The following is a 26,537-nucleotide window of genomic DNA, read 5'->3' on the forward strand; positions in this document are numbered from 1 at the left end:
AGCCATGGAACTGAGTCGTTTTGCTTCCATGCCGTGGTTTGCCGGCATCGGCACCGTGGCCTTCGCCTTTTCCGGCTACCTGGTCGGAGTGCGCAAGCAGCTCGACCTGCTGGGCATCCTGATCGTGGCACTGTTGACCGCCATCGGCGGCGGCATCCTGCGCGACGTGCTGGTCAGCCGCATCCCGCTGGTGTTCTATGATTACACTAACCTGATCGTCATTGCGGCGACGCTGCTGCTGTCCTGGCTGGCAGGCCTGCACCGGCGCGAGAGTGCCACCTTCGGCCGCTTGTTCCTGATCGCCGATTCGATCGGCCTGGTGGCATTCAGCATGAGCGGCGCCCAGGTCGGCCTGAGCCTGGATCTGAATGCCTTCGGCGTCGTGCTGTTGGGCTTCGTCACCGCCGTGGGGGGCGGGGTGGTGCGCGACATGATGGTCAACGATATCCCCTTCATCCTGCACCGGGACTTCTACGGCATGGTGGCGATTCTGATTGCCGCCGCCCTGTTTGCCATGGATGCCTTGGGGGCTGTGAACGTTTTGACGCTGCAGCTACTCTTTATTGTGGGGTTGGGTGTGCGTCTGCTGGCGCACTGGCGCGAATTGGCCCTGCCCAAGGTTCGTAGCGGCAGACGCAGGGGGTGAGTGAGATGTTTCCGAGCGATGTGGAGGACGCCGTGCAGTGGATCCGGTCCCGCCTGGAGGGCGACTGGGAAACCGTCGTGGGCGGCGATCTGCCGCAGCGGTCTGCAACCGGCGCGGAGCGCCCAGCCGCGGTGCTGGTGCCCTTGGTGTGGCACGCCGCGGCGCCTGCGGTGTTGCTGACTCGGCGTAACGCCACACTGTCGACGCATGCCGGGCAGGTGAGCTTTCCCGGCGGCAAGATCGATCCGCACGACCCCAGCGCGGTGCATGCCGCGCTACGCGAAGCGCGGGAAGAGGTCGGGCTGGCCGAAGCCGGCGTCGAGGTGCTGGGTACCCTGCCGGACTACATCACCATCACGCGCTTCCGGGTGACGCCGGTAGTCGGCCTGCTGGTGCCGCCCTTGGCGCTGGCACCCGAGCCGTCCGAGGTGGCCGAGGTCTTCGAGGTGCCTCTCAAGCTGGTGCTCGACCCGCGCCAGTACGAACGGCACAGCTACGTGCGCGACGGCATGGCCGGCGTCTACCTGTCCCTGACCTACGGCCCGCATCATATCTGGGGCGCCACCGCGGCCATGCTGCGGCAGCTGTCTGCCATCCTCAACCCCGGCGCGGCAGCGCTCTGATCTTAAGCCTGTAGCCGAGACGTCGTTCTCGACGTGGAAGGAGCCGGCGTCAGTACGGGGCGGCCGGAGCGCAGGAGCCGGAATGGATGCAGGGTCCATGAGGACCCTGGTCAGCGAATCTCGATTGGAGAGTTCGCTCGCTCAGAGTGCCACCCGCCCCAAGATCACTCTCGCGTAGCCACGTTGAGTGCGGCGTCTCAGAGCTGGAAGCGCATCGACAGGTCGATTGCCTCGACGTCCTTGGTCAGCTTGCCGACCGAGATGCGGTCGACGCCGGTTTCGGCAATCGCCCGCACCGTCGTCAGCTCGACCCCGCCCGAGGCTTCCAGTTGGGCGCGCCCGGCGCTCAGGCGTACCGCTGCGCACATGTCGTCCAGCGACATATTGTCGAGCAGCACCAGCTTGGCGCCGGCTTCGAGTGCTTCGTTCAGTTCTCCCAGTGTTTCCACTTCGACCTGCACGCTGACGCCGGCCGGCGCCAGGCGGCAGGCCTGCTCCAGTGCCTGGCGGATGCCGCCGGCGGCCATGATGTGGTTCTCCTTGATCAGGATGCCATCGTAGAGGCCGATGCGCTGGTTGTCGCCGCCGCCCACGGTGACGGCGTATTTCTGCGCCAAGCGCAGTCCCGGCAGCGTCTTGCGGGTGTCGAGGATGCGCGCGGCGGTGCCGGCCACCACGTCGACGTAGCGCCGGGTCTGGGTCGCCACGGCCGAGAGCAACTGCAGGAAGTTGAGCGCGGTGCGCTCGGCGGTGAGCAGGGAGCGCGCCGGACCGGCAATCTCGCACAGCACGGTATTGGCCGTAACGCGCGTGCCTTCCTCGACTTTCCAGTCGATGCGGCAGCGTGCGTCGACCTGGCGGAAGGTTTCCTCGAACCAGGCCTGCCCGCAGACGACGGCCTCCTCGCGCGCCAGCACCGTGGCCCGGCCGCTGGCGTGGTCGTCGATCAGCATAGCGGTCCAGTCGCAGCCGCCGATGTCTTCGGTCAGGCTGAGGCCGACTTGTTGGGCGATGAGGTGATGAGGGGGCAGGACTGGCATCGGGCGTTCTCCGCAAAAAGCGTATTGTAGCGGTCCGCCGGGGTGTTGTGGCGGCAGCGGGTCGGCCGCGTCTGGTATGATGAAGTAATTCTCCTTGCCGTCATCGCCATGTCATGAATCTGCCCGCCGCTTTCTTTCCCCTCTGGGTGCAATGGTCGACCCTGCTGGCGGCGTTGGGACTGCTGGGGTGGGCGGCGAGCCGCGTGCGCTGGCGGGAACTCGACCACGTCGCGCTCAACGCCTGGCTCGGCGCCTGCGTGCTGACCATGGCGATGTGGATGATGAAAGGCGGCCTCAAGCCCGGGCTGTCCTTCCACCTGCTGGGAGCGGCCATCCTGACCTTGATGATGGGGCACTGGCTGGCGCTCCTGGCGCTCGCCATCGTGCTGGCGGGGGTGACGGCCTACGGTGCCGGCGACTGGCTGGCGCTGGGGTTGAACTTCTGGCTGATGGCGGTGCTGCCGGTGACGCTGGTGAGCACCGTGCTGCGCCTGACGCAGCGCCTGTTGCCCCCCAACCTGTTCATCTACGTGTTCGTCGGCGCGTTCCTGGCCGGTGGTGCCAGCCTGTTCGCCACCGGGCTCGCCGGCATCGCGGTGCTGGGGATGGCGGGCGCCTACCCCTGGGACGAGCTGCTGTCGGAGGCGCTGCCGTTCTACTTCCTGCTGTCCTGGTCCGAGGCCTTCACCTCCGGCCTGATCATGGCGATACTGATCGTGTACCGGCCGCGCTGGGTGGCGACCTTCGACGACAGCCGCTACCTCGACGACAACTCCGACCCGGGAGCCTGAGCATGCTGCCTCGCCTGTCGCTGCGCTTCATTCCGGTCTGGTTGCGTAATTTCCTGGTGTGGAAGAAGCTGGCGGCGCCGTCCATCCTCGGCAATCTGGCCGACCCGATGCTGTACATGCTGGGCCTGGGTTTCGGTATCGGCAGCCTGCTGCCGTCGATCGGCGGCGTGCCGTACATCCAGTTCCTTGCCGCCGGGACGGTGTGCTACAGCACCATGAACAGCGCGACCTTCGAGGCGCTGTACTCGGCGTTTTCGCGCATGCACGTGCAGAAGACCTGGTCGGCCATCATCAACGCGCCGTTGACGGTGGACGACGTGGTGCTGGGCGAGTGGCTGTGGGCGGCGTCGAAGAGCGTGCTGTCGGGGCTCGCCATCCTGCTGGTGATGGGCTTGCTGGGGCTGATCAAGAGTCCGCTGGTGCTGTGGATCGTGCCATTGATCGCGCTGTCCGGGCTGGCGTTTGCCGGCATGGGGCTGGTGGTGACGGCGCTGAGCCCGAGCTACGACTTCTTTATGTATTACTTCACGCTGGTGGTCAGCCCGATGATGCTGATTTCCGGGGTGTTCTATCCGGCGGAGAACCTGCCCGGCTGGATTCGCGCCGTGGCCGAGGTGCTGCCGCTGACCCACGCCATCCGTCTTGCCCGGCCGCTGGTCAACGCGACCGTGCCGCCGCTCATCTGGCCCAGCCTGCTGATCCTGCTGCTCTATGCTGTCGTGTCATTCTCGCTGGCGGTGATACTGACGCGGCGACGGCTGCTCAAATAACACCTGCTAGACGAGTTCACCACCGCGCCGTCGCCGTGCGTAAGGGGTCTCACAGCACCAGCGGTTCCGGCTCCAGCTCCACGCCGTAACGTTCTTTCACCGTGGCCCGCACTTTCTGCGCCAGGGCCCAGACTTCCTTGCCGCTGGCGTGGCCGTAGTTGACCAGCACCAGCGCCTGGCGCGCGTGTACGCCGGCGTCGCCCTCGCGGTGCCCCTTGAGTCCGGCACGGTCGATCAGCCAGCCGGCGGCGAGCTTGGTCTTGCCGCTGCCCGCCGGGTAGTGCGGCAGGTCGGGGTGATGCGCCAGCAGGGCTTCGGCCAACCCCGTGTCGATGATCGGGTTCTTGAAGAAGCTGCCGGCGTTGCCGAGCTGGGCCGGGTCGGGCAGCTTGGCCGTGCGGATGCGGATCACCGCTTCGCTGACGTCGCGCGGCGAGGCGCCGTCCGCCTTGCCCATCGCCGCCAGTTCCTTGCCGATGTCGCCGTAGCCGGTGTGCAGCGTCGGCCGCTTGCTCAGGCGGAAGCGCACCGCGGTCACCAGCAGGCGGCCGTTCGCTTCGTGCTTGAACACGCTGTCGCGATAGCCGAAACGGCACTCGGCATTGGAGAGGATGCGCTGGGCGCCATTGGCCTGCAGGTCGGCGCAGACCACCTCGGCGAGGCAGTCCTTGGCTTCGACGCCGTAGGCGCCGATGTTCTGGATCGGGCTCGCGCCCACGGTGCCGGGAATCAGGCTGAGGTTCTCGAGTCCGGCCCAGCCCTGCGCCAGCGTGTGCTGCACGAAGCCGTGCCAGTTCTCGCCGGCGGCGGCCTCGACCACGACCTCGTCGGCGTTCTCGCTCAGTACCGTGATGCCGCTGAGCGCCACCTTCACCACCAATCCCGGGTAGTCGCCGGTGAACAGCAGGTTGCTGCCGCCGCCCAGCCACAGCACCGGTCCGCGCCGGTACGGTTCGCTCGCCAGCAGTTCGGGCAGCCGGGCCAGGTCGTCCAGCTCGCAGAACGTCGTGGCGCGCACGTCCATGCCGAAGGTGTTCAGCGTTTTGAGGGGGTGGTCATGAAGAAAAACAAGGCTCACGGCGGTTCAGCTTTCGGTGTGTTGACGGACCAAGCGGCGGCGACTTTCGCGCGACAGGTAGCCTACCAGCAAAAACGCCGCCACGCTCAGGCTGAATACCAGCGCCGCCCAGAAGCCCTCGATGCCCATGGGCAGGGTGAGAAAGGGCAGCGGCCAGTCGGTCAGCCCCAGCACCATGCCGAGACTCAGACCCAACCCCCAGAACGACACCACGTGGATGATCATCGGCGCCGTGGTGATCTTGTAACCGCGCAAGGCGCCGGAGGAAATGCACTGGGTGGCGTCGGTCAATTGGAACACCGCGGCAAAGACCAGTAGCCCGGCGCCGATACGGATCACTTCGGGGTCGGTGGTGTAGAGGCGGATGATGTCTTGGCGCAGCGTCAGCATTAGCAGCATGGTTCCCCCGGCCAGGACCAGCCCGGTCAAGAGGCCGGTGCCGGCGGTGAAGCGCGCCCGGCGGTAATCGCCGGCGCCGACCGCCTGGCCCACGCGCACCGACATCGCGGTGGAGATGCTCTGCGGCAGCATGTAGATGATGCTGCTGACACTCAGCACCGCCTGGTGGCTGGCCACCACCGTGGTGCCGAGCTTGGCCACCAGGAAGGCGATGAACGAGAACAGGCTGACCTCGAAGAAGAACGACAGCCCGATCGGCAAGCCCAGTTTCAGCATGGCGCCGTAGCGCGACCAGTCCGGCCAGCTCCAGCGGCCGGTGAAGGCGTAGGGACGGAAATGACGGTGCAGCGCGACATAGCCCAGCAGCGCCAGGAAGTTAAACCACAGCGCGGCGGCGGTGGCCCAGCCGCAGCCGGCGCCCCCCATCGCGGGCAGGCCGTACAGGCCGTGGATCAGGGCGTAATTGAGCGGGATGTTGAGCAGCAGCGCCGCCACGCCGACCAGCATGATCGGCTTGGGCCGGTTGAGGCCGGAGGCGAAGGCGTGCAGGGCGCGTTGCATCAGGGCGGCGGGCAGCCCCAGCGCCACGCCGTCGAGAAACAGCATCACCTTGTCCTCGACGTCGTTCGACAGCGTCAGGCTGTCGCGCAGCCAGGGTTGGCCGAAGATCATCAGCGCGCTGCCCGCCAAGCCGAGGAACAAGCAGAACCACATGCCCTGGCGCACCGTCTCGCCGATGGGCTCGCGCTCGCCGGCGCCGAACTGGTGCGCGATCAGCGGGTTGAGCGCGGTGGCGATGCCGACCAGCGTCACGTACACCGTGATGAAGACGCTGGAGCCCAGGGATACCGCAGCCAGGTCGTTGGTGCTGACGCGGCCGGACATCACGGTATCGACGAAGCCCATGGCGACGTGGGCGATCTGGGCCACCATGATGGGTAGCGCCAGGGCGAGAATCTGTCGGGCTTCCGCGACGATTTTGGTGCGCGGTTCCCGACTCAGTCCGAATAGCATGGCGGGGCCGGAGGGATGAAAACCGGTCAGTATACGGTCATCCCGCCGGGGCGTCGTTACAGCGTTGAGACACTGGGTTACGCGAAACGGGCCGGCGGATGACAGCGCAGGTCGCAGCTAATGACGAGGGCGCTGCCGAAACGGGCGTTGATCGCCAGGGCGTCGGGCAGGGTGACGTCAACCAGTTCCAGTAGGTGCTCCCGCCGGCGCAAGGGGTAGCCGTGCTGGCGGGCGAATTGCGAAAGCTGCTCGAGGGTGGCCAGGTGATCGCTGTGGGCGGCGCTGGCCACCAGGGTGCCCTTGAGCGTGGATTGGGTCGGGGCGGTGTGGCCGGCGTCGTAGGCGAAGTCGCGGCAGCTGTCGTTTTGGCAGTCGTACATGGCGTATTCCTTCAGGTTGGGCGCTGTGGCGTGCCCGGAACCTTGCCAGGCGACGCTTTAGCAGGATTTTTGAGCGCCCTGCAAGTTGTCATTAACTCGGCGCTAATACGGTATGGCGGATTGTTACGGCGGGCGGGGTGGGGCGGCAGGCAAGAAAAACCCGCTTGCCAGAGGCCAAAGCGGGTTTTGTCGCACGCTTTAGCTGGAATTTATCGGCGCCCCGCAAGCTGTATCAAATCGGCGCATGCAAAAAGACTACCCGGCGTTCGGGCGGGTGTCAACCCTCGGTCGATGGCCATGCGGCGAGGAAGTCACGCCAGTGCGGCGCGGCCTGTCGTCCGATCCAGCCGCGCGCCTGCGCCACACTGTCATGGTAATCGGCGGCGCCGAGCGTGCCCTGTACCAGGCGGTCGCGCAGGAACAGCAGGTAGGTGGCCATGGCTTCGATATCGCAGCGCGCCCGGATGTCGCCGAGACGGCCCGCCCGGTAGGCCTCCCACGGCGTGCCGCCCGCCACCACCGGCAGCGCGGGAAAGCCGCACAGCCTGGCCATGTCGTCGAGCGGGACCGTGGCGTAGGGCAACGGCGCGAGGCCACTTTGCGTCGTATCCTCCGCGCACCAGTGCGGCGGCAGGGTGATGCCGTTGATCAGGGCGCGGTAGCGCAGCAGCGGCAGGGCGAACGCCGCGCCGCTCCAACTGGTGACGCAAGGCGCATGCTGCGCCACCTGGTCGAACAGGGCCTGCAGCAGCGCGGCCTCGTCGGTGTTGGCGTCGCCGCCGGTGTGGCAGGCGATCTCCTCGCCCAGTCGCAAGGTCCAGGAGATGGCAACGATGCGCTGCAGGTGAAGCGGCATGCCATCCTCGCCGCTGCGGGCGCGCTGGCGTTGCAGGGCGAATTCGGCGACGTCACTGTCGGCGATGTCGGCGGCAAAACCGTACAGGGTGCGGATGCCGGCCACGTCCGGAATGGTGGCGAGGGCGAAAGCGAGAATAGGGGTCACGGTGGGGCCGGCCTGCAGCAATGGAAACGGCTGAATTCTAGGTGGGCGGGACGGTCAGGGCAATCGCCGGCTGGGGCGGCCTTGCCGGGTACGGTCCGCCGTCATCGTGCGCGGTGTGTTTTCCCCGTCGTTTCAGGCTATAATCGGCGCCTTGAATGCGACGCTTTTCGGCGTAATTCCATACTCTCTCACCATTTCCCCGATGATCCGCAAGCTAATTCGACGAGTACTCGAGCTGCCCGCAGGCGTAGTAGGCAAGCGTCGCGTCAAACCGCGCGTTATTCCTCTTTCCCAACACGGAGTGCGGCGCGACCGGCTCAGCCATGCCGCGCTGAAAGTGACCTCCCGTCTGCAGGAAGCCGGCTTTACCGCGTACGTGGTAGGGGGCGCCGTGCGCGATCTCTTGCTGGACGTCAACCCCAAGGACTTCGACGTGGCCACCAGCGCCACGCCGGAGCAAGTGCACCATCTGTTCCGCCGCTCGCGCATCATCGGCCGTCGTTTCAAGATCGTGCACGTGATGGTCGGGCCGGAGACGATCGAGGTCACCACCTTCCGTGGCGGCAGCATCGACGACACCAACGAGACCGGCCGCATCATGGCCGACAACTCCTACGGCAGCCAGGAAGAAGACGCCCACCGCCGCGACTTCACCGTCAACGCGCTGTTCTACGATCCGTCCGACGAGTCCATCGTCGACTATCACCACGGGGTGAAGGATCTGCAGGCACGCAAGCTGGTGATGATCGGCCAGCCGGCGCGCCGCTACCAGGAAGACCCGGTACGCATGCTGCGCGCCGTGCGCCTGGCGGCGAAGCTGAATTTCGAGATCGACGAGAATACCCGCAAGCCGATCCGTGCCCACGCCCACCTCTTGAAGAAGGAGCCGCCGGCGCGCCTGTTCGACGAAATGCTCAAGCTCCTGATGTCGGGCCGAGGCCTATTCCTGTCTGTGCAAGCTGCGCGAGGAAGGGCTGTCGCGCGGGGTGTTCCCGCTGCTCGACGCGGTGCTCGACGAAGAGGGTAAGGATGAGTTCCTGAGGCTGGGCCTGCAAAGCACCGATGCGCGCATCCGCGAGGACAAGCCGGTGTCGGTCGGTTTCCTGCTAGCGACGCTGCTGTGGCGCCAGGTGTCGCAGCAGTGGACGACACGGCTCAAGGACGGCGAACGGCCGGTGCAAGCGTTGTTCGACGCCATCGCCGAGGTCGAGTCGCTGCAGGACAACGAATTTGCCATTCCGCGCCGTTTCAGCGCCACCATGCGCGAAATCTGGCTGCAGCAGCCGCGTTTCGACAGCCGTAGCGGCCAGCGCCCGTTCCGCTTCCTGGAACAGCCGCGCTTCCGCGCCGCCTTCGATTTCCTCTCGTTGCGCGCCCAGGCGGGCGAGGTGCCGATGAGCCTGGTGCAGTGGTGGGACGATTTCCAGCACGCCGATCACGACGAACGCCAGGAACTGATTGCCAACGTGCGCGAAGAGGGCTCGTCCAGCGGCGCCCCGGCCAAGAAGCGCAAGCGTCGCCGTTCCAGCCAGCGTCGCCGTGAGGGCGGCGAGCAGGGCGTCGAATCGTGAGCCGGGCGTACATCGCGCTGGGCAGCAACCTGGAGCAGCCGCAGCAACAGGTCCGCGCCGCCTTCGCGGCGCTGGGCACCATCCCCGGAGTGAGTCTGCGGCGCACCTCCTCGCTGTATCGGACCACCCCGGTTGGCTATCTGGATCAGCCCGACTTCATCAACGCGGTCGCCGAGCTGGATACCGACCTTCCCCCGCTGGCCTTGCTGGACGCCCTGATGGCGCTCGAAGAGCACTTCGGGCGGGTGCGCTCGTTCCGCAACGCTCCGCGCGTACTCGACCTCGACCTGCTGATGGTGGAGGATGTCGAGCTGGAGTCCGAGCGTCTGACCTTGCCGCACCCGCGCATGCACGAGCGCACCTTCGTGCTGGCACCGCTGGCCGAGTTGCAGCCCGATCTCGCCGTGGGCCGGCATGGCCGCGCGGACCGGCTGCTGGCCGGGCTGGATGCATCGGGCGTGGAGCGGCTGGAAGGCTAATCAGTAGGGGGGGTATGAGCCAATTGCGTTATGTGGTGGTGGAAGGGCCGATCGGGGCCGGCAAGTCGGCGCTGGCGCGCCGCCTCGCGGACTACTGGGGGGTGTCGTTGTTGGCCGAAGAGCCCGCCGCCAACCCCTTCCTCGGACGTTTCTACCGCAATCCGCAGCAGCATGGCCTGGCCACCCAGTTGTCGTTCCTGCTGCAGCGCGCCGATCTGGCCGCCGAGATGCAGGATGGCCCGCTGCGTACTGCGCCGCTGGTGTCCGATTTCCTGTTCGAGAAAGACGCGCTGTTTGCCCGCGTCAACCTCGACGAGCCGGAGCACGCGCTCTACCAGCGCCTCACCGACCGGCTGCTGCCGGCGTTCCCGGTTCCCGACCTGGTAATCTACCTGCAGGCGTCGGAAGACGTGCTGCTGTCTCGCGTGGCCAGCCGCGCCAAGGAAACCGAGTCGGCCTTCCCTGAGGGCTACCTCAAGCGCGTGCATGCCGCCTACAGCGAATTTTTCCACGGCTACGACGCCGCCCCGCTGCTGATCGTCAATACCGATCACCTCAACCTGGTTGATGGCAGCGACGATTTCGAGCTATTGTTGCGCTGCATCAGCGAGATGCGCGGTCAGCGCAGCTATTTCAACAAGAGCGTCTGATCGTCTGAAACAGCCGGGCGTGGCGGCCACGAGCAGTCGGCGTCGGCGGCTGTTTTCCCAAGCCACGAGGAAGAAGACAGTGAAAATCAACGTCAATACCCTGTTCAAAATGGCCGCCGAAGGCCAGAAGATCACCATGCTCACCTGCTACGACACGAGCTTCGCCACGCTGCTGGACGATGCCGGGGTCGAAATCCTGCTGGTGGGCGACTCGCTGGGGATGGTGATCCAGGGGGAGGACTCGACGCTGCCGGTGACCATGGAGCAGATGGAGTACCACACCCGCTGCGTGGCGCGCGGCGCGAAGAATGCCCTCGTCTTGTCCGACATGCCGTTCGGCAGCTATCAGGAAAGCCCGCAGCAGGCCTTTGCCAACGCGGCGCGCCTGATGCAGGCCGGCGCTCACATGGTCAAGGTCGAGGGCGGCGCGTTCATGGCGGAAACCACCCGTTTCCTGGTCGAGCGCGGCATCCCGGTATGTTCCCATATCGGCCTGACGCCGCAGTTCGTCAACAGCTTTGGCGGCTACCGGGTGCAGGGCAAGAGCGAGAACGATGCCGAGCGCATCCTGCACGATGCGTCTGCCCTGGCCGACGCCGGTGCTAGCCTGGTGCTGATGGAGTGCGTGCCGGCCGCCCTGGCCAAGCGGGTGAGCGACAGCATCGCGGTGCCGACCATCGGCATTGGCGCCGGGGTCGACGTTTCCGGGCAGGTCCTGGTGCTGCATGATATCCTCGGTGTCTACCCTGGGCGCAAAGCCCGTTTCGTCAAGAATTTCATGGCTGGTGCGGACAGCATCCAGGCGGCGGTGGCTGGCTACGTCACGGCGGTCAAGGCACGTTCGTTCCCGGCGGAAGAGCACTGCTTCTGAGGCGTACCAGCCTGTTCAGGGTCTGTCGCGAGCGGCCCTCAGCGGGGTGAAGAGCAGCGCAGAAACCGGAATGTACAGGGGTACATGAGGATTCTGATCGCTGAGCGAAAGATTCGCACGCAGTGCGCATGAGCCCCGATCAGGGTCGCGCAGCAAGACTATGGGCAGGTTCTAAGGAAGGAAGATGGAAGTCATTCGTAATATCGCCGAGCTGCGAGCCTGGCGCCGCCAGGCCGGCAAGGTGGCGTTCGTGCCCACCATGGGCAATCTGCACGAGGGCCACCTGGCTCTGGTGAAAGAGGCGCGCCAGCGCGCCGATAAGGTGGTGGTGAGCATTTTCGTCAACCGCCTGCAGTTCGGTCAGGGCGAGGACTTCGACGCCTACCCGCGTACTTTCGATGCCGACAGCGCCAAGCTCTCCGATGCCGGCGTCGACGTGCTGTTCTTCCCGATCGAGCAGGAGTTGTATCCGCGCATCCGCCAGGACTTCAACGTCGAGCCGCCGCATATCCAGAACGAGCTGTGCGGCGCCTTCCGTCCTGGCCACTTCCGCGGCGTGGCCACGGTGGTGACCAAGCTGTTCAACATCGTGCAGCCCGATCTGGCCTGTTTCGGCAAGAAGGACTACCAGCAGCTGCATGTGATCAAGGCCATGGTGGACGATCTCAACCAGCCGGTCGAGGTCGTGCCGGTCGATACCGGCCGCGCCGAGGATGGCCTGGCACTGTCGTCGCGCAACGGCTACCTGAGCGCCGAGGAGCGTGCCGAGGCGCCGCGCCTGTACCGTCACCTGGCGGCGATTCGTGACCGTCTGCTGGCCGGGGAACAGGATTACGCCAGCCTGGAGGCGGCGGCACGCCAGGATCTGGAAGCACATGGCTGGCGCGTCGACTACGTCGAAGTGCGTCAGGCCGACACCCTGGAGATCGCCCACGCCGGCGAGAAGCGCCTGGTGGTGCTGGCCGCGGCGCGTCTGGGCAAGACCCGCCTGATCGATAATGTGGAAGTGCTGCGCTGAGCGCGGCGTCATTGCTAGCAAGGAACGGAATTATGCAGCGCAGCATGCTGAAGTCGAAACTCCACCGCGTGACCACGACCCACGCCGAATTACACTACATCGGTTCGTGTGCCATCGACGAGAACCTGCTCGAGGCGGCGGATATCCGCGAGTACGAAGAAGTGCAGATCTGGAACGTGACCAATGGCGAGCGTTTCGCTACCTACGCCATCAAGGCCGAGCGGGGCTCGGGGGTGATTTCGGTCAACGGTTCCGCCGCGCGCCGCGCCGCGCCGGGCGACCTGCTGATCATCGCCTCGTTCGCGACCTACGAAGACGTCGAGCTGAAGGATCATGCACCGAAACTGGTGTTTGTCGACGGCAGCAATCACATTACCGAACTGGCGGGGGTCGACCCCGGTCCAGCCGGCCTGAGGATTCTTCGGGACAAGACAAAGCGGACTTCGGTCCGCTTTTTTTATGGGTAAAGCGAAATGGGGCAATTTGAAATTCGCCGTCCGGGTGCCATAGTGACAGAGTGGAGTATTGCCGGCTGCGCTCGGGACGGCCTGCCCTGACGCGCGATGCCGAAACGGGAGGGCCTGCATGGCGCATTTGAGAGGTAGTTGCTTGTGTGGAGCCATTTACTACTGCGTGTACGGGGAGCCGAGTTTTGTCACGCATTGCCACTGCTCGGCGTGCCGCAAGGCAAGCGGAGCACTGTTCGTGACCTGGTTCACGGTGCGTGAGTGCGAGGTGGAGTGGCACGGCGAACCGCTGATGCACTATCACTCGTCGTGCCCGGTGGAGCGCGGTTTCTGTCCCCATTGCGGCACGACGCTGACCTATCGGCACGAGGCCGATCCGGACAGCATCGATATTACCCTGGCTTCGCTGGATCAGCCGGAACGCGTTATGCCGGAACACCATACCTGGTGGCAGGAACATGTGCCGTGGGTCGAACCGGAGGTGTGGGCCGGGCTGCCGCATTATACCCGGGCCAAGGCGGGCAATTGATGGCGTCAAAAAGCTTCGGCCAACCTATAAAGGTTGGCCGAAGCGTTTGGGGCAGGGCGTGGGGCCGGGTCAGAGCAGGGCCCGATCGGCCACGATCACGCCGTCTTCATCGGCGTAGAGCCAGTCGCCTGGGCTCAGGCTGACGCCGCCGAAGGTGACGGCGAGGCCGCGCTGGCCTTCGCCGCGCTTCACCGATTTGCGCGGGTGGGTATCCAGCGCCCGGACACCCAGGGGCAGGGCGTTGAGTGCCACCGAATCGCGGATGCAGCCATACACCACGATGCCGGCCCAGCCGTTCTTCACCGCCAGCTCGCCGATCTGGTCGCCGACCAGGGCGCAGCGGCGGGAGCCGCCGCCATCCACGACCAGCACCCGGCCGTTGCCCGGCTCGCTCAGCACCTCGCGCACCAGGGTATTGTCCTCGAACACCTTGAGTGTCTCGATCTGGCCCTGGAAACGTGGGCAGGCGCCAAAACGCTGGAACATCGGCTCGAGCACGCGCACATCGTTTTCGTGTTCGTCGCACAGATCGGTCGTCAGAAAAGTCATACTTTCTCCTTGTGGTGTGTTGTGTTGATGGGGCGCCTGCCACCGTGCCCCAGGTTCGGCGTGTCACCGCCTGGCAGGGACTGATGGGGCAAAAAAACCGCCCCGGAGGGCGGCTTGGTCGATCAGTCGAGGCGCAGCGGCACGAACAGCGTGTTGTCCTGTCGCCGCACCAGAAGGGCAATGCTGCCGCCGGCGTTGGCCAGGGCGCGTTCGAATCCCTTCACGTCGAGCACCTGGCTCTGGTTCAGGCCGATGATGATATCGCCGTGCTGCAGGCCGGCGCGTGCCGCCGGACCCTGGGCTTTCTGGATCAAGAGGCCGCCGGGCAGGCCCAGTTCGGTTTTCTGGGCGGCGGTCAGTTCGGTCAGCGTCAGGCCCAGCTTGTTGAACTGGAAGCTTTGCGGAGCCGGTTCTTCCTGCTGGGGCTGCGGCGCGTTGGCCGCTTCGTTGGCGAGTTCACCCAGCACCACTGGGACGTCCTTTTCCGCTCCCTTGCGCCAGACGCCGAGCTTGATCTTGGCGCCCGGCTGCAGGCCGCCGACCAAGATCGGCAGGTCCTTCGAGCTTTCCACCAGCTTGCCGTTCATGTGCAGGATGATGTCGCCGACCTGCAACCCGGCCTTGGCGGCCGGACCGTTGGGTTCCACCCGTACCACCAGCGCACCGTTGGGTTGTTTTAGGCCGAAGGACTGCGCCAGTTCCTGGCTGACTTCCTGAATGTGCACGCCGAGCTGGCCCCGGCTGACCTTGCCCTTGGTCTTGATCTGCTCGGCCACGTTGATGGCGATGTCGATCGGGATGGCGAAGGAGATGCCCATGAAGCCGCCGGAGCGGCTGTAGATCTGCGAGTTGATGCCGACGACCTCGCCACGCAGGTTGAACAGCGGCCCGCCGGAGTTGCCCGGATTGATCGCCACGTCGGTCTGGATGAAGGGCACGTAGTTTTCGTCGGGCAGGCTGCGTCCCTTGGCGGAGACGATGCCGGCGGTGACGGTGTTGTCGAAGCCGAACGGTGCGCCGATGGCGGCGACCCACTCCCCAACCTTGAGCTTGGCCGGATCGCCGATCTTGGCGACGGGCAGGCCAGCCGCCTCGACCTTGAGCACGGCGACGTCGGTGCGCTTGTCGAGCCCGACCAGCTTGGCTTTCAGTTCGCGTTTGTCGGTCATCACGACCTTGATCTGCGAGCCGCCCGCGACGACGTGGGCGTTGGTCAGGATGTAGCCGTCATCGCTGATGATGAAGCCAGAGCCGAACGACACGCTCTCGCTCGGGGTCTGATCCTGCTGCGGCGGCTGGTTCGGCATGAAGCGACGGAAGAAGTCGTAGAGCGGGTCGTCTTCGGGGATCGGGAAGGGCAGCTCGTTCTGGGCCGCGGCCGCTTCGAGCTTGTTGGCCTGAATGTTTACCACGGCTGGCCCGTCGCGCTCGACCAGCTGGGTGAAGTCGGGCAGCAGCATGGCCACCCGCCCGTCGGACTGGGCAGGAATCGCTACGTTGGGGTTATCGCCTTTGAACAGGCGTTCGATCTTGTCGCAGCCAGCAAGCAGCGTCACTGCCAGGGCGGCGCTGACAATGGTGCGGAAATACGGAGTCACGGAACATCCTTTCTGGTAGTGACAGAGCGGAACTCGGGCCGGGGCGGTCATTTTTCAAGTCCAGATTGCATGACGGAGGCCGCTTGAGTTCACTCTCCCGCTTTCATCATACCGTTTTTGCAGGGTATTCACAGAGATCGACGATGGGACAGCGTTCGCATTCAGGCCGGCGGGCCTTGCAGGTATAGCGGCCGTGCAGGATAAGCCAGTGGTGGGCATCGACCAGGTATTCGGCCGGAATGACCTTCATCAGCTTGTCTTCCACCGCGCGCACGTCCTTTCCCGGGGCCAGGCGGGTGCGGTTGGCGACGCGGAAGATATGGGTGTCCACCGCCATGGTGGCGTGACCGAAGGCGGTGTTGAGCACCACGTTGGCGGTCTTGCGGCCGACGCCGGGCAGCGCCTCCAGCTCCTCGCGGGTTTGCGGCACTTCGCCACCGTGCTTTTCCAGCAGCAGGCGGCAGGTGGCGATGACGTTCTTGGCCTTGGTGCGGTAGAGGCCGATGGTCTTGATGTACTCGGAGAGCCCTTCTTCGCCCAGCGAGAGCAGGGCCGCCGGGGTGTTGGCGACCGGGAACAGCAGGCGTGTGGCCTTGTTGACGCCGACGTCGGTGGCTTGCGCCGACAGTACCACGGCGATCAGCAGCTCGAACGGTGTGCGGTATTCGAGTTCGGTACGTGGCGCGGGGTTGAGCTCCTTGAGGCGGCGGAAGATCTCACGGCGTTTGGCGGCGTTCACTGCGAGTCCTTGCCGGTATCTTCCTTGGCGGCGCGCAGGGCGGCGGCGCGTTCCATCGCCTTGCGGATCAGTTCGTTCTTGTCGACGGCGGAAGTCTGCGGCGCCGCGCTTGTCACACCGGACGCCGCCGCTGCCGGGGCCGGCGCGTTCACCGCGGCGCGCTCGGCCAGGCGCTGCGCTTTTTCGGCCTGGTCGCGCGCCTTGCGTGCCTGGTGGTGTTCGTAACGCTTGCGCGCCTGCTGGGCTCGCGCCATGACGTGTTCGCGCTTGCCATCGTCCGGGTCGTCCACCGGCACCAGATCGATGCAGTCCACCGGACAGGGGGCCACGCACAGTTCGCAGCCAGTGCATTCGGCCGCGATCACGGTGTGCATCAGCTTGGCTGCGCCGACGATGGCGTCCACCGGACAGGCCTGGATGCACAGGGTACAGCCGATGCAGCTGTCTTCCTGGATCACGGCGAGCGCGCGCGGCTTGGGCTGCGGGCCGTCGGCAGCGAACGGGATGACGGGCTGTCCGAGCAGTTCTGCCAGCGCCCGGATGCCGTCCGCGCCGCCCGGCGGGCAACGGTTGATCGGGTCGCGTCCTTCCGCCAGTGCCTCGGCATAGGGCCGGCAACCGGCGTGGCCGCACTGGCCACACTGGGTCTGGGGCAGGAGGGCGTCGATCCGCTCGACGAGTGTGATCACGGGCATGCTGTCGGAGTCCACATCAAAACCGTTTATTATCCGTCCTCCAGGCGGCAGCTTCAATGCCTGCGCCGTGACGGTGGGCACATGGCCCGCCCTCCCGCCGCTCAGAACGACAGACGGGTCTGCAACACCAGCTCGCGCGGTTCGCCGACGTTGACCTGCAGGTTGCTGCCGCTGGTCGAGGTGTAATAGGTCTTGTCGAACAGGTTTTTGACGTTGAGCTGCACGTCGAGCCTGTTGCCACCCAGACGGGTTTGCCAGGCGACGAAGGCATCGGCCACGGTGTAGGCGTCGAGTGCGAAGCTGTTGAGCGCATCGCCCTGGCGCTTGCCGACGTAGCGTGCGCCGCCGCCGACGCGCCAACGGTCGCCGTTGCCGGCCGGCATGAAGTCGTAGGCGAGGAAGGCCGAGGCGGTGTGGCGGGCGACGTTGAACAACTGCTTGCTGACGTAGGCGGCCTGGTCGTCCAGCACCTCGGCGTCGGTGTAGGCGTAGCTGCCGATGGCGCTCAACTGGCGCGTGAGCTTGCCGCTGACGTCGAGCTCGACACCTTGCGAGCGTACCTTGCCGACTGCGCGCGAGACGTCGTTCTCGGTCACCAGCACGTTGCGTTTGACGATGCGGTAGAGCGCGGCGGCGGCCGAGACGCGCTCGGTTTCGAGCTTGACCCCGCCTTCGTGCACCACGCCGCGTTCCGGCTCGAAGGGTCCGCCTTCGTTCACCGAGCTGTTCGGTTTGAACGACTCGCTGTAGTTGGCGTACAGCGACACGGCCGGTGTCGCCCGGTACACCATGCCGGCCTGTGGCAGGGCCACGTTGCCGCTCGCTTCGCCAGTGATGGTGAACGGCCGGCCGGCGCCATCGCTTTGACGGTAGTGCTGGTAGCGCAGGCCGCCGACGGCGATCCACTGCTCGTTCAGGTGCAGCGAATCCTTCACCAGCACCGCCTCTGTCTCGACCTTGCTGCGCACGTCGCTCTTGCTGGCGCTGACCGTGTTCGGGTAGGCGAGCTGGCCGTAGTCCGGATCGAACACGTTGAAGCCGCCGACGGCGCTGCCGCGTAGCGCGTCGCCCTTGCTCTGGCGATTCTGCTCGAGGTCCACACCGAACAGCAGTTCGTGGCGCATCCCCAGCCAGTTCACGTCGCCCAACAGGTTGGCCGAAGCCAGCAGATTGGTGTCGTCGAAGGCGCGGTTGCCGTCGGCGCTGCGCCGCAGGATGCCGGTGCTGGCGTTGTAGGACACCGGGCGCGCCTGGTTGTCGCTGTAGCGGTGGTTGTTCCAGCCGGCATTGAAACGTGCGCGCCAGCTGTCGTCGAGGTCGTGCTCGATTTCGGCGGTCATGCTCTGCGCGATGCCTTGCGCCACGTTCCACGCTTCGTCGAGGCGGCGTTCGCGCGGGATGGCGATGGGCTGGCCGTTGCTGAATACCGTGCCGCGGTCGTAGGGCACTGCATAATCGAGATATTCGTAAGCCACACGGGCGCGGGTACTGCCGTCGCGCCAGGCCAGCGAGGGCGCGATCAGCTTGCGCCGGGTGGTGCCGAAGTTACGCCAGTAGTCGGTTTCCTCCAGTTCGCCGATCAGGCGGTAGGCCAGGCCGCTGTCGCCGATCGGTCCGGTCAGGTCGAGGCTGCCGCTGCCACCGCCGAAGCTGCTGCTGGTCAGCGTCACGCTGCCGCCCTGCTGGTACTGGGGCTTCTTGGTGATGACGTTGATGATGCCGCCCGGTTCCTGGATGCCGTACAGCAGCGAGGCCGGGCCTTTGAGGATCTCGACCTGCTCGGTGGTGGCGCTGAAGTTGCGCGGCAGGGTGGAGCGCACGCCGTCGCGCAGGATGGAGCCGTCGGCACGGCTGCCGAAACCGCGCCGGATGAAGCTGTCCCAGGTGTTGGCCAGGGTGTTGGTCTGGGCCACGCCGCTGACGTTGGCGAGCGCTTCGTCGAGCGAGGTGACCTGCTGGTCTTGCAGCACCTGGTGAGGCACCACGTTAAGTGCCTGCGGGGTCTCGATCAGCGGCGCCGGGCTGCGCGTGGCGCTGCTGCTGTTTCTAGGTTGGTAATCGTTGCCGGCGGGGGTGTCGGCGCTGACTTCGACCACGGCAAGTTCGGCGGTGTCGTTCTGGCTGGCGTAGGCGGTGGCGGCGAGGGCGAGGCTCAGTGCTAGGAGCGAGGTATCGGTTTTCTTCATTGTTGCGGGGGCTCGGGGCGGAAACGGTCGGCAGGACTTGGCCGAGGGTGGTGTGGTTCGGCTAGTTAATGATAAAGATTCTCATTATAATTGTCGTTTTGCCTCACGCCTATAGGTTCGGCCTGGCGCCGGGGCCGACAAGGACACACCATGAAACGCGTAATCATCCTGCTGCACCGCTACTTGGGGCTCGCCTGTGCGCTGGGCGCGCTGATACTGGGCCTCAGCGGTGGCCTGCTGGCGTTCAAGAAAGAGCTGTCGACGCTCAGCGGTGAGCGGCCGGTGGCGGTGAACGGGCCGTTCGTCGGCTACCAGGCGCTGTACCAGGCTGCGGAATCGCGCCATCCAGGTGGCAGCGTCAACCTGCGCTTCGGCGAAACGTTGGCCGAACCAGTGCTGGTGCGCATCCGTGGCGCCGGCGAGGAGCGCTTGCTGTGGCTCGACCCGGTGACGGCCGAGGTGGTGAGCGATCGTGCTCCCGGCGAGGGGCTGTTCAGCTGGCTGCGGGAACTGCATGAAACGCTGCTGATGGACGACGCCGGCGAAACGCTGGTCGGCATCATCGGCATCGGCCTGCTGCTGATGGTGATCAGCGGCCTGATCTACTGGTGGCCCAAGGACTGGAAGCGGGCGTGGCGCGTGCGCACCGACAAGGGGGCGCGCATTCTGGTGGGCGATCTGCACCGCGTCGCCGGTGCGGCCTTGTCGCTCATGCTGCTGATCAGTGCGCTGACCGGCATGCTGCTGGTGTTCTCCAAGCCCATCAACGGCTGGATCAACGCGCTCTACGACGCCAAGCCGGCCAGGAGCGCCAAGGTTGTGCCGGGCGAAGCGCGCCTGCCGCTCGACCAGTTGGTGGCCAAGGGCAACGCGGCGTTGCCCGGCGGCCGGCTGGTGGACGTGCGTGTCGATGCCAAGGCCGCCAAGCCGGTGGTGCTGAGGAAGCGCCTGCCGGGCGAGATTCAGCCCAACGGGCGCAGCATGGTCGAGGTCGACCCGTACCGCGGCGAGGTGCTGACGGTGCGTCCGGTCGACCAGGCCGAGCCGGGCATCCGCCTGACCACCTGGGTGTTCGCCTTCCACGTCGGCTCGGTCGGTGGCCTGCCGCACCGCGTGCTGATGCTGGTGACCGGCCTGGGGCTGGCCTTGCTGGGCGGCTCGGGCGTGTACCAGTGGAGCGCACGCGAGTGGAAGCAGCGGCGGGCTATGCCGAAGCGCCTGGCGCCGCGTGGGGCGTGAAGCGTGAAGCGTGAAGCGTGAAGCGTGACGTCCGCCGGAAGGCGATGCCTGCACGCTTTCGGTGGGACTCCCGTTCGGCTAGGGAAGGCGGAGTGAAGAGGGCTCTTCCCGTCATAGCTCCGCCGCCAACCTCCGCCGGACCCGGGACGTCCGGGTTCGAGATTTCCCTTCAGGAACGGCGGCCGGCGCTCGCTCTTCGGTGTCTAGAACTCCTCCTCTGGGTGGGGCCGCATCCCGAGGCGGCCCTGACTTGAAAAATCAGCGGGCGCGGCGAGGCAGGAAAATCTCCGCGACCATGCAGCGCGCGCCGCCGCCGCCCAGTCGCTCGATGGTGTCGATCGGGGCGAGAGCGACCTTGGCGTAGGACGAAATGGCGGTTTGTTGCTCTGGCGTCAGCGAGGACCAGGCCTGGCGCGACAGGGCGAACACCGCTTCGCCGTCGCGGGAGGAGAGTTCGAGCATGTTGCCGGCGAAGTGCTCGAGCTGATCGTAGGAAATATCGATGATCTCTTTGCCGCTGGTGGTGAGCGCCTGTGTCAGGGCGGTGCGTTCGTTCCGATCGCGGATCGATTTCAGGCACACGACGGCGAGTGTCTTGCCCACGCACATCATCACGTTGGTGTGGTAGATCGGCTTGCCGTGGCGATCGACCGAGTGAAACCAGAGCGACTGGTAGCCGATGGTTTCCGACACCGCCTTCATCACCATCTCGCTGCTGCGCGACGAGAAGCAGACGTAGGCCATCTTCTGGTCGTGGTCGAAAATCATGGTGCCGGTGCCTTCGTGGTACTGACCGACCTTCTCGAAGCCGCTCAGATCGATGACATCCTCGACGGCGAATACCTGCGTGATCTTTTCCAGGACCTTGTTGTTGCGCTCCAGGCGGCGGTTGGGGGCTTCCATCGGGTAGAGCAGCACCTTGCCGTCGGCGTGCAGGCTGATCCAGTTGTTGGGGAAGATCGAATCGGGCGTGTGCGGATCGACCGTGTCGTCGATGACCAGCACGTCGACGCCGCAGCGGCGCAACTCACCCACGTAGGCATCGAACTCGGCGAGCGCATTTTGCTGCGCTTCCTGGTGGTCGATGTCCGATTTCTGAAAGGCGTTCGAGGACGACGTTTGCGGATTGGACAAGAATCGCGCCGGGCGGATCATCAGAATAGTGCTGGTGGTTTGCATGCTGCTTAATCGTCCATGCAGGAGGGTGGAGTAAGGGGCCATTTTTATGGTCTCGGGCCGACATCGTTGGCGGCTCCCGAGCAATGTCGATCTCGGTGTTGCCGCTATTGTGGGCCGCTGCCTTGTTGGCAAAAAGTTGGCAAACTTCGCAAATTCTCACTATATTTTGCAAATTGATATATTGAATTGGCGTTTTGTTAATGAATGACACGGATCGACAGTTGCTGGCCTTGCTGAGGGACGATGCGCGCATGTCGGTGACGACGCTGGCGGAAAAGCTGAGGGTGTCGCGGGCGACGGTGCAGAGCCGGATCAACAAGCTGGAGGAGACGGGGGTGATCGTGGGTTACACCGTCCGGCTCAAGCCGGAGGCGGAAACCCATCGTATCAGGGCGTGGATGGGCATTGCCGTCGAGGGCAGCAAGGCGCCGTCGGTGCTGCAGGCGCTGCGCGGCGATCCCAACGTGCAGACCCTGCATTCGACCAACGGGCGTTGGGACATCGTGACCGAACTGCGCGCCGATACCCTGGAGCAGTTCGACCGCGTGCTCGGGCGCATCAGGCTGATCCCCGGCATCGCGTCGACCGAGACCAGCATCCTGCTGTCGACGCACAAGGTGTAGCGTTGCCGTGCGCCGAGGTCGTCGCAACGAGGGCGGATTTCCCCTGTTTGGGCGGCTGACAGTGGCCGAAGAGGGCGTCCGCCCGGCTGACGTTATGCCGTTGGCCGCGAGGCCAACGATGAATGACCCGCGCGCGGCCAGGCCGGCACAGGGGTTGGCCGAAGCTCACGCCTGACGTTTAGGGGAAAGGGGAGCGAGCGGGGTGCGCAAAAAAAAGCCCGGCGGGTGCCGGGCAAAGTCCTGTTTCACACAGACAGATACATCAGGAACAGGTAGTTGGTATCAAGACACGGTTTCCTTCAGTTGGCCGAGGATCTGCGGGTTCTCCAGCGTGGAGACGTCCTGCACGATTTCTTCGCCCCGCGCCAGCGAGCGCAGCAGGCGGCGCATGATCTTGCCGGAGCGGGTCTTGGGCAGGTTCTCGCCGAAGCGGATATCGTCCGGCTGGGCGATCTTGCCGATTTCGTGGGCCACCCAGCTCTTCAGTTCGGCGGCGACCTTCTTGGCTTCGTCGCCTTCCGGACGGGCGCCCTTCAGGACCACGAAGGCCACCACGGCTTCGCCTTTCACCTCGTGCGGCTTGCCGACCACGGCGGCTTCGGCCACCAGCGGGTTGGCAACCAGCGCCGATTCGATTTCCATGGTGCCCAGACGGTGGCCGGAGACGTTCAGCACGTCGTCGATACGGCCCATGATCCAGAAGTAGCCGTTTTCGTCACGGTTGGCGGAGTCGCCGGCGAGGTAGTACTGGCCGTTGAACTCTTCCGGGAAGTAGGTCTTCTTGAAGCGCTCCGGGTCGTTCCAGATGGTGCGCACCAGGCTCGGGAACGGCTTCTTGATGACGAGGAAGCCACCGCGGCCCGGTTCTACCTGGGCGCCGGATTCGTCGACGATGTCAGCCATGATGCCCGGCAGCGGCAGGGTGCACGAGCCCGGCTTGGTCGGTACGGCGCCCGGGGTCGGGGCGATCATCACCGAACCGGTTTCGGTCTGCCACCAGGTATCGACGATCGGGCAGCGGCTGCCGCCGACCACTTCGTAGTACCACATCCAGGCTTCCGGGTTGATCGGCTCGCCCACGGTGCCCAACAGGCGCAGGCTGGAGAGGTCGTGCTGTTTCGGCAGATCGGCACCCAGCTTGATCAGCGAGCGGATGGCGGTCGGCGCGGTGTAGAAGGTGGTGACCTTGTGCTTCTCGATCATGCTCCAGAAGCGGCTGGCATCCGGGTAGGTCGGCACGCCTTCGAACACGACCTGGGTGGCGCCGTTGGCGAGCGGGCCGTAGCAGATGTAGGAGTGGCCGGTGATCCAGCCCACGTCGGCGGTGCACCAGAATACGTCGTTCGGTTTGTAGTCGAACACCCAGCGGAAGCTGTTGGCCGCACCCAGCAGGTAGCCGGCGGTGCTGTGCTGGATGCCTTTCGGCTTGCCGGTGGAGCCGGAGGTGTAGAGGATGAAGAGCGGGTCTTCCGCGCTCATCCATTCCGGTTCGCAGGCTTCGGACTGGCCTTCGACCAGCTTGTGCCACCATACGTCGCGGCCTTCGGTCCAGTTGGCGCCGCCGTTGGTGCGCTGGTAGACGATAACGTTCTTGACGCTGGAGGTGCCTTCCATGGCCAGCGCTTCGTCGACGGTGGCCTTGAGCGGAACGGTCTTGCCGCCGCGCAGGCCTTCGTTGGCGGTGATGACGGCCTTGGCGCCGGCATCTTCGACACGGTCCTTCACGGCGCCGGCGGAGAAGCCGCCGAACACCACGGAGTGGATGGCGCCGATGCGGGCGCAGGCCTGCATGGCGACGATGGCTTCGATCACCATCGGCATGTAGATCACCACGCGGTCGCCCTTCTCGATGCCGAGGCTCTTCAGGCCGTTGGCAAACTGGCAGACGCGGCGGTGCAGTTCGGCGTAGGTGACGCGGGTGACTTCGCCGTCATCCGCTTCGAAAATCAGCGCGATCTTGTTGGCATTGAGCGGCAGATGGCGGTCGAGGCAGTTGTAGGAAACGTTCAGCACGCCGTCGTCGAACCATTTGAAGAACGGGGCGTTGCTGTCGTCGAGCACGCGTGAGAACGGCTTCTTCCAGGTGATCTGTTCGCGAGCCAAGTCCCCCCAGAACGACAGGTAATGATCGTCAGCCTGCTCGCACAGCGCGTTGTAGGCTTCCATGCCGGAAATGCCGGCCTTGCGACGGAAGTCGTCGGAGGGCGGGAAGCTGCGGGTTTCTTTCAGGATCGATTCGAGGGTGGACATTGTGTTCTCCTTGTAGCGTGCCGGATGCCGCACCCTGGCGGGTGCGGCGGGCATGAGTTGCAGATTAATGCTTGGACGCACCGGTGGCGCCGATGCCGGTCATGGCACGGACGTACTGGGCGTCGAACTTGGCTTTTTCTTCGCTGGCCTGCTTCGAGTTATCCAGCACCGAGAACAGCCAGGTGAAGGCGAAGGCCAGGGGCATCGAGAAGATGGCCGGGTTCTTGTACGGGAAGATGGCGGCTTCGTGCTTCATCACGTCGACCCACACTGCCGGGCCCAACACGATCAGCAGCACCGCCGAGATCAGACCGATAAAGCCGCCGATCACCGCGCCGCGGGTGGTCAGACCCTTCCAGAACATCGACAGGAACAGGATCGGGAAGTTGGCCGAAGCGGCGATCGAGAACGCCAGGCCGACCATGAAGGCGATGTTCTGCTTCTCGAACAAGAGGCCCAGCACGATGGCGACCACGCCCAGGACCACGGTGGTGATCTTGGAGACGCGGATTTCGTCGGCTTCGTTGGCCTTGCCCTTCTTGATCACCGAGGCGTACAGGTCGTGCGATACCGCCGAGGCACCGGACAGGGCCAGGCCGGCTACCACTGCCAGGATGGTGGCGAAGGCGACCGCCGAGATGAAGCCCAGGAACAGGTCACCGCCCACGGCGTTGGCCAGGTGGATGGCTGCCATGTTGGAGCCGCCCACCAGCTGGGTCACTTCCTTGCCGTTCTTCACGATGGTTTCCATGAAGTGCGGCTGGTTGAGTACCAGCATGATGGCGCCAAAACCGATGATGAAGGTCAGGATGTAGAAGTAGCCGATGAAGCCGGTGGCGAAGAACACCGACTTGCGGGCTTCCTTGGCGTCGGACACGGTGAAGAAGCGCATCAGGATGTGCGGCAGGCCAGCGGTACCGAACATCAGGGCGAGACCCAGCGAGATCGAGTCGATCGGGTCGGCCTTGCCCGGGGACATGATGGCGATGCCCTTGGCGTGGATGGCCGTAGCCTTCTGGAACAGTGCTTCAGGGCTGAAACCGACCGAGGACATCACCATGAACGCCATGAAGGTGGCGCCGCACAGCAGGATGACGGCCTTGATGATCTGCACCCAGGTGGTGGCCAACATGCCGCCGAAGGTCACGTACAGCACCATCAGCACCCCGACCAGCACCACCGCGGACGAGTAGCTCATGCCGAACAAGAGCTGGATCAGCTTGCCGGCACCGACCATCTGCGCGATCAGGTACAGCGCCACCACGACCAGCGTGCCGGTGGCGGCGAAGGTACGTACCGGCATCTGCTGCAGGCGATAGGAGGCGACGTCGGCGAAGGTGAACTTGCCCAGGTTGCGCAGGCGTTCGGCGACCAGGAACAGGATCACCGGCCAGCCCACCAGGAAGCCGATGGAGTAGATCAGGCCATCGAAGCCCTTGTCGAACACCATGGCGGAAATACCGAGGAAGGAGGCGGCGGACATGTAGTCGCCGGCGATCGCCAAGCCGTTCTGGAAGCCGCTGATGCCGCCGCCGGCGGTGTAGAAGTCGCTGGCGGAGCGGGTGCGGCGAGCAGCCCAGTAGGTGATCCCCATGGTGAACGCAACGAACAGGAAGAACATGATGATGGCGTGCCAGTTGGTCGCCTGCTTCTCTACGTCGCCTTCGATGGCGCCGCTGGCAAACGCCAGTGCCGGCGCCAGCGCGAGGCCGGCCAAGGCCAGGGTGGTCAGGGGTTTTTTCATTGTTTTGCCTCCTCAACGATTTCCTGGTTCAGTTGGTCGAATTCGGTGTTGGCCTTGCGCACGTAGACGCCGGTCAGAACAAATGCCGACAGAATGATCAGTACGCCGATCGGAATGCCCACGGTGGTCACGCTGCCCTCACTGAGCGGCGTACCGAGCACTTTCGGGGCAAACGCCAGCAACAGTATGAATCCGTAGTAGATCACCAGCATGACTGCGCTCAGCGTCCAACCCAGGCTCGTCTTCTTGTGAACGAGCTCTAAAAATTTGGGGTTGGATTGCACGCGCTTCAGAACATCTTCGTTCATTGCATCCTCCTTTGTGATGGCGATCCGTCGACCGCTGTTGCAACCTTACGAGGAGCGCTGGAGAGCGGCTAATCGCTTTTTCTGATCAGGAAAATTTG

At 65.1% G+C, this 26,537-nt stretch carries 26 protein-coding genes and 1 pseudogene; 13 read left to right on the top strand and 14 right to left on the bottom strand.

What is annotated here, in order from left to right:
• The first annotated feature begins 4 nt into the window (after nt 1-4).
• Nucleotides 5-646, top strand: a complete 642-nt coding sequence (locus tag ABKF58_RS10810) for a trimeric intracellular cation channel family protein (RefSeq protein WP_294866660.1) — start codon at nt 5-7, stop codon at nt 644-646.
• A gap of 5 nt (nt 647-651) precedes the next feature.
• Nucleotides 652-1,269 carry a CoA pyrophosphatase gene (locus ABKF58_RS10815; protein ID WP_482580661.1) on the top strand — a complete coding sequence of 206 codons (618 nt, stop codon included), beginning with the start codon at nt 652-654 and terminating at the stop codon, nt 1,267-1,269.
• A gap of 197 nt (nt 1,270-1,466) precedes the next feature.
• On the opposite strand, the gene nadC is transcribed toward ABKF58_RS10815, so the two are convergent.
• The gene (gene nadC, locus ABKF58_RS10820; protein ID WP_482580662.1) at nt 1,467-2,309 is read right to left on the bottom strand and encodes a carboxylating nicotinate-nucleotide diphosphorylase; all 843 of its coding nucleotides are present in this window, start codon (nt 2,307-2,309) and stop codon (nt 1,467-1,469) included.
• Nucleotides 2,310-2,422: 113 nt separating this feature from the next.
• Between nadC and ABKF58_RS10825 the strand changes: the two genes are divergently transcribed.
• A complete protein-coding gene (locus tag ABKF58_RS10825) occupies nt 2,423-3,100 on the top strand; it encodes an energy-coupling factor ABC transporter permease (protein ID WP_482580663.1) in 678 nt (225 codons plus the stop codon).
• 2 nt (nt 3,101-3,102) lie between these two features.
• A complete protein-coding gene (locus tag ABKF58_RS10830; RefSeq protein ID WP_008954271.1) occupies nt 3,103-3,870 on the top strand; it encodes an ABC transporter permease in 768 nt (255 codons plus the stop codon).
• 49 nt (nt 3,871-3,919) lie between these two features.
• Here the strand turns inward: ABKF58_RS10830 and murB are convergent, their stop codons facing one another.
• From murB to ABKF58_RS10850, 4 genes are all read right to left on the bottom strand, one after another.
• Nucleotides 3,920-4,948, bottom strand: coding sequence for a UDP-N-acetylmuramate dehydrogenase (gene murB, locus ABKF58_RS10835; protein WP_482580664.1), 1,029 nt, complete (start codon nt 4,946-4,948; stop codon nt 3,920-3,922).
• A 6-nt stretch (nt 4,949-4,954) separates the two neighbouring features.
• Nucleotides 4,955-6,361, bottom strand: a complete 1,407-nt coding sequence (locus tag ABKF58_RS10840) for an MATE family efflux transporter (protein WP_482580665.1) — start codon at nt 6,359-6,361, stop codon at nt 4,955-4,957.
• 77 nt (nt 6,362-6,438) lie between these two features.
• A complete protein-coding gene (locus tag ABKF58_RS10845; RefSeq protein ID WP_294866671.1) occupies nt 6,439-6,741 on the bottom strand; it encodes a hypothetical protein in 303 nt (100 codons plus the stop codon).
• Nucleotides 6,742-7,018: 277 nt separating this feature from the next.
• A complete protein-coding gene (locus ABKF58_RS10850) occupies nt 7,019-7,744 on the bottom strand; it encodes a 3'-5' exonuclease (protein ID WP_482580666.1) in 726 nt (241 codons plus the stop codon).
• Between the two features lie 202 nt (nt 7,745-7,946).
• Here ABKF58_RS10850 and pcnB point away from each other — a divergent pair.
• The 7 genes and pseudogenes from pcnB (at nt 7,947) to ABKF58_RS10885 (ending at nt 13,329) form a co-directional block, all read left to right on the top strand.
• Nucleotides 7,947-9,315, top strand: a pseudogene (gene pcnB / locus ABKF58_RS10855) (polynucleotide adenylyltransferase PcnB).
• Nucleotides 9,312-9,794, top strand: a complete 483-nt coding sequence (folK, locus tag ABKF58_RS10860) for a 2-amino-4-hydroxy-6-hydroxymethyldihydropteridine diphosphokinase (RefSeq protein WP_482580667.1) — start codon at nt 9,312-9,314, stop codon at nt 9,792-9,794. The pseudogene pcnB and the gene folK overlap by 4 nt, the downstream one beginning before the upstream one ends.
• Nucleotides 9,795-9,808: 14 nt before the next feature.
• Entirely contained in the window at nt 9,809-10,444 is a 636-nt protein-coding gene (locus ABKF58_RS10865; protein WP_008954278.1) for a deoxynucleoside kinase, read from the top strand.
• Nucleotides 10,445-10,553: 109 nt separating this feature from the next.
• A complete protein-coding gene (gene panB, locus ABKF58_RS10870) occupies nt 10,554-11,315 on the top strand; it encodes a 3-methyl-2-oxobutanoate hydroxymethyltransferase (RefSeq protein ID WP_482584362.1) in 762 nt (253 codons plus the stop codon).
• Nucleotides 11,316-11,499: 184 nt separating this feature from the next.
• The gene (panC, locus tag ABKF58_RS10875) at nt 11,500-12,333 is read left to right on the top strand and encodes a pantoate--beta-alanine ligase (protein WP_482580668.1); all 834 of its coding nucleotides are present in this window, start codon (nt 11,500-11,502) and stop codon (nt 12,331-12,333) included.
• 32 nt (nt 12,334-12,365) lie between these two features.
• Nucleotides 12,366-12,800, top strand: a complete 435-nt coding sequence (gene panD, locus ABKF58_RS10880) for an aspartate 1-decarboxylase (protein ID WP_482580669.1) — start codon at nt 12,366-12,368, stop codon at nt 12,798-12,800.
• 118 nt (nt 12,801-12,918) lie between these two features.
• Entirely contained in the window at nt 12,919-13,329 is a 411-nt protein-coding gene (locus ABKF58_RS10885; protein ID WP_008954282.1) for a GFA family protein, read from the top strand.
• A 69-nt stretch (nt 13,330-13,398) separates the two neighbouring features.
• Here ABKF58_RS10885 and rraA read toward each other — a convergent pair whose 3' ends face one another.
• The 5 genes from rraA to ABKF58_RS10910 form a co-directional block, all read right to left on the bottom strand.
• Nucleotides 13,399-13,878 carry a ribonuclease E activity regulator RraA gene (gene rraA / locus ABKF58_RS10890; RefSeq protein ID WP_008954283.1) on the bottom strand — a complete coding sequence of 160 codons (480 nt, stop codon included), beginning with the start codon at nt 13,876-13,878 and terminating at the stop codon, nt 13,399-13,401.
• A 122-nt stretch (nt 13,879-14,000) separates the two neighbouring features.
• Nucleotides 14,001-15,527, bottom strand: coding sequence for a DegQ family serine endoprotease (locus ABKF58_RS10895; protein ID WP_008954284.1), 1,527 nt, complete (start codon nt 15,525-15,527; stop codon nt 14,001-14,003).
• Between the two features lie 55 nt (nt 15,528-15,582).
• Complete coding sequence (gene nth, locus ABKF58_RS10900; protein ID WP_008954285.1) at nt 15,583-16,215, bottom strand: endonuclease III; 633 nt, start codon at nt 16,213-16,215, stop codon at nt 15,583-15,585.
• Nucleotides 16,212-16,910, bottom strand: a complete 699-nt coding sequence (rsxB, locus tag ABKF58_RS10905) for an electron transport complex subunit RsxB (protein WP_482580670.1) — start codon at nt 16,908-16,910, stop codon at nt 16,212-16,214. The genes nth and rsxB overlap by 4 nt, the downstream gene beginning before the upstream one ends.
• A gap of 101 nt (nt 16,911-17,011) precedes the next feature.
• Nucleotides 17,012-19,096 (bottom strand): TonB-dependent siderophore receptor, encoded by a 2,085-nt coding sequence (locus ABKF58_RS10910; RefSeq protein WP_482580671.1) that lies wholly within the window; start codon nt 19,094-19,096, stop codon nt 17,012-17,014.
• Nucleotides 19,097-19,246: 150 nt separating this feature from the next.
• On the opposite strand from ABKF58_RS10910, the gene ABKF58_RS10915 reads away from it, so the two are divergent.
• Nucleotides 19,247-20,335, top strand: coding sequence for a PepSY-associated TM helix domain-containing protein (locus ABKF58_RS10915; protein WP_482580672.1), 1,089 nt, complete (start codon nt 19,247-19,249; stop codon nt 20,333-20,335).
• Nucleotides 20,336-20,593: 258 nt separating this feature from the next.
• On the opposite strand, the gene ctlX is transcribed toward ABKF58_RS10915, so the two are convergent.
• A complete protein-coding gene (gene ctlX / locus ABKF58_RS10920) occupies nt 20,594-21,514 on the bottom strand; it encodes a citrulline utilization hydrolase CtlX (protein WP_482580673.1) in 921 nt (306 codons plus the stop codon).
• A 200-nt stretch (nt 21,515-21,714) separates the two neighbouring features.
• Between ctlX and ABKF58_RS10925 the strand changes: the two genes are divergently transcribed.
• Nucleotides 21,715-22,137, top strand: a complete 423-nt coding sequence (locus ABKF58_RS10925) for an Lrp/AsnC family transcriptional regulator (RefSeq protein ID WP_482580674.1) — start codon at nt 21,715-21,717, stop codon at nt 22,135-22,137.
• Between the two features lie 282 nt (nt 22,138-22,419).
• Here the strand turns inward: ABKF58_RS10925 and acs are convergent, their stop codons facing one another.
• From acs to ABKF58_RS10940, 3 genes are all read right to left on the bottom strand, one after another.
• Nucleotides 22,420-24,387, bottom strand: a complete 1,968-nt coding sequence (acs, locus tag ABKF58_RS10930) for an acetate--CoA ligase (protein ID WP_482580675.1) — start codon at nt 24,385-24,387, stop codon at nt 22,420-22,422.
• A 64-nt stretch (nt 24,388-24,451) separates the two neighbouring features.
• Nucleotides 24,452-26,131 carry a cation acetate symporter gene (locus ABKF58_RS10935; protein WP_294866696.1) on the bottom strand — a complete coding sequence of 560 codons (1,680 nt, stop codon included), beginning with the start codon at nt 26,129-26,131 and terminating at the stop codon, nt 24,452-24,454.
• Nucleotides 26,128-26,439 (bottom strand): DUF485 domain-containing protein, encoded by a 312-nt coding sequence (locus tag ABKF58_RS10940; RefSeq protein WP_008954293.1) that lies wholly within the window; start codon nt 26,437-26,439, stop codon nt 26,128-26,130. The genes ABKF58_RS10935 and ABKF58_RS10940 overlap by 4 nt, the downstream gene beginning before the upstream one ends.
• Between the last annotated feature and the right edge of the window lie 98 nt (nt 26,440-26,537).

It is taken from the genome of Pseudogulbenkiania sp. AW2-16, from assembly GCF_056824575.1.

What these genes read in the sequence shown, in the direction of transcription:
- ABKF58_RS10830 (WP_008954271.1), top strand. Translation starts at nt 3,103, where the DNA reads ATGCTGCCTCGCCTGTCGCTGCGCTTCATTCCGGTCTGGTTGCGTAAT.
- ABKF58_RS10925 (WP_482580674.1), top strand. Translation starts at nt 21,715, where the DNA reads ATGAATGACACGGATCGACAGTTGCTGGCCTTGCTGAGGGACGATGCG.
- ctlX (WP_482580673.1), bottom strand. Translation starts at nt 21,514, where the DNA reads ATGCAAACCACCAGCACTATTCTGATGATCCGCCCGGCGCGATTCTTG.
- rraA (WP_008954283.1), bottom strand. Translation starts at nt 13,878, where the DNA reads ATGACTTTTCTGACGACCGATCTGTGCGACGAACACGAAAACGATGTG.
- ABKF58_RS10915 (WP_482580672.1), top strand. Translation starts at nt 19,247, where the DNA reads ATGAAACGCGTAATCATCCTGCTGCACCGCTACTTGGGGCTCGCCTGT.
- ABKF58_RS10810 (WP_294866660.1), top strand. Translation starts at nt 5, where the DNA reads ATGGAACTGAGTCGTTTTGCTTCCATGCCGTGGTTTGCCGGCATCGGC.
- ABKF58_RS10865 (WP_008954278.1), top strand. Translation starts at nt 9,809, where the DNA reads ATGAGCCAATTGCGTTATGTGGTGGTGGAAGGGCCGATCGGGGCCGGC.
- nadC (WP_482580662.1), bottom strand. Translation starts at nt 2,309, where the DNA reads ATGCCAGTCCTGCCCCCTCATCACCTCATCGCCCAACAAGTCGGCCTC.
- ABKF58_RS10910 (WP_482580671.1), bottom strand. Translation starts at nt 19,096, where the DNA reads ATGAAGAAAACCGATACCTCGCTCCTAGCACTGAGCCTCGCCCTCGCC.
- panC (WP_482580668.1), top strand. Translation starts at nt 11,500, where the DNA reads ATGGAAGTCATTCGTAATATCGCCGAGCTGCGAGCCTGGCGCCGCCAG.
- acs (WP_482580675.1), bottom strand. Translation starts at nt 24,387, where the DNA reads ATGTCCACCCTCGAATCGATCCTGAAAGAAACCCGCAGCTTCCCGCCC.
- panB (WP_482584362.1), top strand. Translation starts at nt 10,554, where the DNA reads ATGGCCGCCGAAGGCCAGAAGATCACCATGCTCACCTGCTACGACACG.
- ABKF58_RS10815 (WP_482580661.1), top strand. Translation starts at nt 652, where the DNA reads ATGTTTCCGAGCGATGTGGAGGACGCCGTGCAGTGGATCCGGTCCCGC.
- ABKF58_RS10845 (WP_294866671.1), bottom strand. Translation starts at nt 6,741, where the DNA reads ATGTACGACTGCCAAAACGACAGCTGCCGCGACTTCGCCTACGACGCC.
- ABKF58_RS10840 (WP_482580665.1), bottom strand. Translation starts at nt 6,361, where the DNA reads ATGCTATTCGGACTGAGTCGGGAACCGCGCACCAAAATCGTCGCGGAA.
- rsxB (WP_482580670.1), bottom strand. Translation starts at nt 16,910, where the DNA reads ATGCCCGTGATCACACTCGTCGAGCGGATCGACGCCCTCCTGCCCCAG.
- ABKF58_RS10895 (WP_008954284.1), bottom strand. Translation starts at nt 15,527, where the DNA reads ATGACCGCCCCGGCCCGAGTTCCGCTCTGTCACTACCAGAAAGGATGT.
- ABKF58_RS10825 (WP_482580663.1), top strand. Translation starts at nt 2,423, where the DNA reads ATGAATCTGCCCGCCGCTTTCTTTCCCCTCTGGGTGCAATGGTCGACC.
- ABKF58_RS10940 (WP_008954293.1), bottom strand. Translation starts at nt 26,439, where the DNA reads ATGAACGAAGATGTTCTGAAGCGCGTGCAATCCAACCCCAAATTTTTA.
- ABKF58_RS10935 (WP_294866696.1), bottom strand. Translation starts at nt 26,131, where the DNA reads ATGAAAAAACCCCTGACCACCCTGGCCTTGGCCGGCCTCGCGCTGGCG.
- ABKF58_RS10885 (WP_008954282.1), top strand. Translation starts at nt 12,919, where the DNA reads ATGGCGCATTTGAGAGGTAGTTGCTTGTGTGGAGCCATTTACTACTGC.
- panD (WP_482580669.1), top strand. Translation starts at nt 12,366, where the DNA reads ATGCAGCGCAGCATGCTGAAGTCGAAACTCCACCGCGTGACCACGACC.